A 2,955-nucleotide genomic window follows, 5' to 3' on the forward strand; every position below is an offset into this window, starting at 1 on the left:
CTCTCAGAGCGGCCTTTTCAATTTATAAAAGCTGTAGTGCTTTTTTCCTCTTATTACAAATTCGGGATCATCACTTTATTCAGTACATGAATGACACCGTTGTCTGCCTGGACATCTACAGCGATAATACCGATGTCAGTGTTTCCGGCACCATCTTCAACATCAGCAATATTGTCTCCTGTACCCGGAGCAGTGATGGTGATGTTATCTCCCTGCAGGGTCTCTACGGTATCATTCCCTGTAAGATCTGTTGACGCTATGTTCGCCATAGTTACTACGTGGTGGTTCAAAACCTGAATTAATGTTGTCTCACCTGGAATTTCGTCCAAATCGTCGAAAGCATCATTCGTCGGGGCAAATACTGTGAACTCTGGATTGATATCATCCAGATTCTCACCTTCGGTACGGGAAAGAATCTCTACATAGTCTACATCTGGAGTTAAATCTGTAAGTGCTGTAACCAATGTTGAGAAATTTGGGTCAGCCGCAGCAAAAGTGACTACAGTTGGAAGGGCGATTACCGCGTCCACAGCGTGGATGATACCATTAGACCCTACAATGTCTGCTTCAGTTACAGATGAAATTCCATTGAATACAACCCCGTCTGAAGTGTTGAAATAAAGGCTCATGGCGTTTTGCCCAGGCCCAGCAACACTTGTATTGGTATAACCTGCGCCTAAAGCCGAAAGATCGGGAGAAGTTACGTTAGCGCCAATGACGTGGTTTAACAAAGTACGTGTAAGCACTGTTGTGTTGATGCCTCCTAAAGGTGCTCCGTCTAAGAATGTAGCGAAAGCATCATTGTCAGGAGCAAGGACAGTGAAAGGCCCATCTCCGTTCAATGCATCGATCAGGTCTCCGTCAGCTGCCCCTAGCGCAGCAACCAGGGAACTGAAATCTGAATTGGCCACAGCATGGTCTACAATATTAGGGATTGGGATAACCGCATCCACGATATGGATAGTTCCGTTAGAGGCATCGATATCTGCTCCTCCTGAAGTTACAGCAGAAACATTGTTAAAACGCACTCCGCTCTCGGCGTTAAAATAGAGGCTGATGGGAAGATTATTCGCCCCCGAGGCACTGGTATTCGTGTATCCTCTTCCAAGGCCGGCAAGGTCTCCGGAGGATACATCTGCCTGTATAACATGGTTCAGCAAGATAGCTTCAAGCACGTCTGAAGGTACATCTTCCAAAGAACCAAATCCATTGGCTGATAAGAATGATGCAAAAGCCGCATTGTTGGGAGCCAACACAGTAAAGGGTCCGTCGGTTTGCAACAAATTAACTAAATCTCCATCGGCAGCCTGAAGGGCAGCAACTAAATTGGTAAGCTCCGGAGTTCCCAGGGCTACCTCTACGATGTTAGGATCATCGTTTCCTCCGCCGTTGTCCCCGTCGTCGTCATCCGAACACGCGGTGGCAGAAATAAATAAAAGTCCGAGGAAAAACATCCTCATAAGTAAAACAGTTTTTTTCATGATTAAATTTGTTTAATTGTTTAGCAAAAGTAAAAAATGGTTAAACAATACAATCCTTCTTAATAAAAGTTTAACTAATAAAAGTTCAATCGTACTGTATCGCCCTATAGATGCGGTATTGCGGGCATCGTTGCGTGTACTCACTAAAAAAAACTGATTGTTTGGAGTGTCGTTTGTCGATCATTACTGTCTTTTAAAGGGTTAACAAGCTTAAACAAAATGAATTATACGTTGTGATTTTTGTAATTTTGCAACGAATTTCCAGGTATGAAAAAAGTTGTAGTCGGCCTTTCCGGGGGAGTGGACAGTAGTGTGGCGGCCTTGTTGCTTCAGGAGCAGGGTTATGAAGTCATTGGCCTGTTTATGAAAAACTGGCACGACGATTCTGTGGTTATTTCACGGGAATGCCCCTGGCTGGAGGACAGTAATGACGCCCTTATCGTGGCTGAAAAGCTCGGCATCCCTTTCCAGGTAGTGGATTTGAGTGTGGAATATAAAGAGCGGATCGTAGATTATATGTTTCGGGAATACGAGATGGGCAGGACGCCCAACCCTGATGTACTCTGTAACCGGGAGATAAAATTCGATCTTTTTTTAAAGATGGCCCTGGAATTGGGGGCCGACTATGTCGCTACGGGCCACTATTGCCGCAAGGGGAACACCACCTCGGCTTCCGGAGAGGGGGTATATCAACTACTCGCAGGTAAAGACCCGAATAAGGACCAATCTTATTTTTTGTGCCAACTCAACCAGGAGCAACTCTCCCGGGCACTTTTTCCCATAGGGGATCTTCAAAAATCAGAAGTACGGGAACTGGCAAGGGCACACGGATTGATTACAGCTGAAAAAAGGGACTCCCAGGGTTTGTGTTTTATTGGCAAAGTGCGGCTTCCCGAATTTCTTCAGCAACAACTCTCCCCAAAAGAGGGGAATATTATAACCATTCCTGCCGATGCCGACAAATTGCAACCTGTAGGTACGGAGTTCTCTTCAAGGGAAGCAGAGCTCACAGCCCTTTCCAAATCCCTCGAGTTGGAGCCTGCTGATGGTACAGTGGTCGGAAGGCATCAGGGGGCTCATTATTTTACAGTAGGCCAGCGCAAGGGCCTGGATGTGGGGGGAACCCCGGAACCCCTTTTTGTGATTCAGACGGATGTCAGGGAGAATATTATCTATACCGGTGAGGGTAAGGCCCATCCCGGGCTTTATCGCAAGGCACTCTATGTAATGGAGGAGGAAGTGCACTGGGTCCGGCCGGATCTCACCCTGGCTCCGGGGGAAGAACTCAAAGTGATGGCACGAATTCGCTACCGGCAGGAACTTCAATCTGCCGTACTTGTTAAAGCCGAAAAGGGATTATATGTGGAGTTTTCAGAACCTCAGTCTGCGATAACCCCGGGTCAGTTTGTGGCCTGGTATGAGGGAGAGGAGTTACTGGGATCCGGCGTAATCGCTTAAATTGCCCGTTTTAGGG

The 2,955-nt window shown here is 46.7% G+C and carries 2 protein-coding genes; one reads left to right on the top strand and one right to left on the bottom strand.

The window, feature by feature from the left end; genetic code table 11:
- Positions 1 to 53: 53 nt before the first annotated feature.
- Positions 54 to 1,481 carry a fasciclin domain-containing protein gene (locus WBV75_RS04910; protein ID WP_424119532.1) on the bottom strand — a complete coding sequence of 476 codons (1,428 nt, stop codon included), beginning with the start codon at positions 1,479 to 1,481 and terminating at the stop codon, positions 54 to 56.
- Positions 1,482 to 1,748: 267 nt separating this feature from the next.
- Between WBV75_RS04910 and mnmA the strand changes: the two genes are divergently transcribed.
- Positions 1,749 to 2,939: a tRNA 2-thiouridine(34) synthase MnmA gene (mnmA, locus tag WBV75_RS04915; protein WP_424119533.1), complete on the top strand. Its 1,191-nt coding sequence runs from the start codon at positions 1,749 to 1,751 to the stop codon at positions 2,937 to 2,939.
- The last annotated feature ends 16 nt before the right edge of the window (positions 2,940 to 2,955 follow it).

The sequence above is a fragment of the Robiginitalea sp. genome, from assembly GCF_049588695.1.
GTDB lineage: Bacteria > Bacteroidota > Bacteroidia > Flavobacteriales > Flavobacteriaceae > Robiginitalea.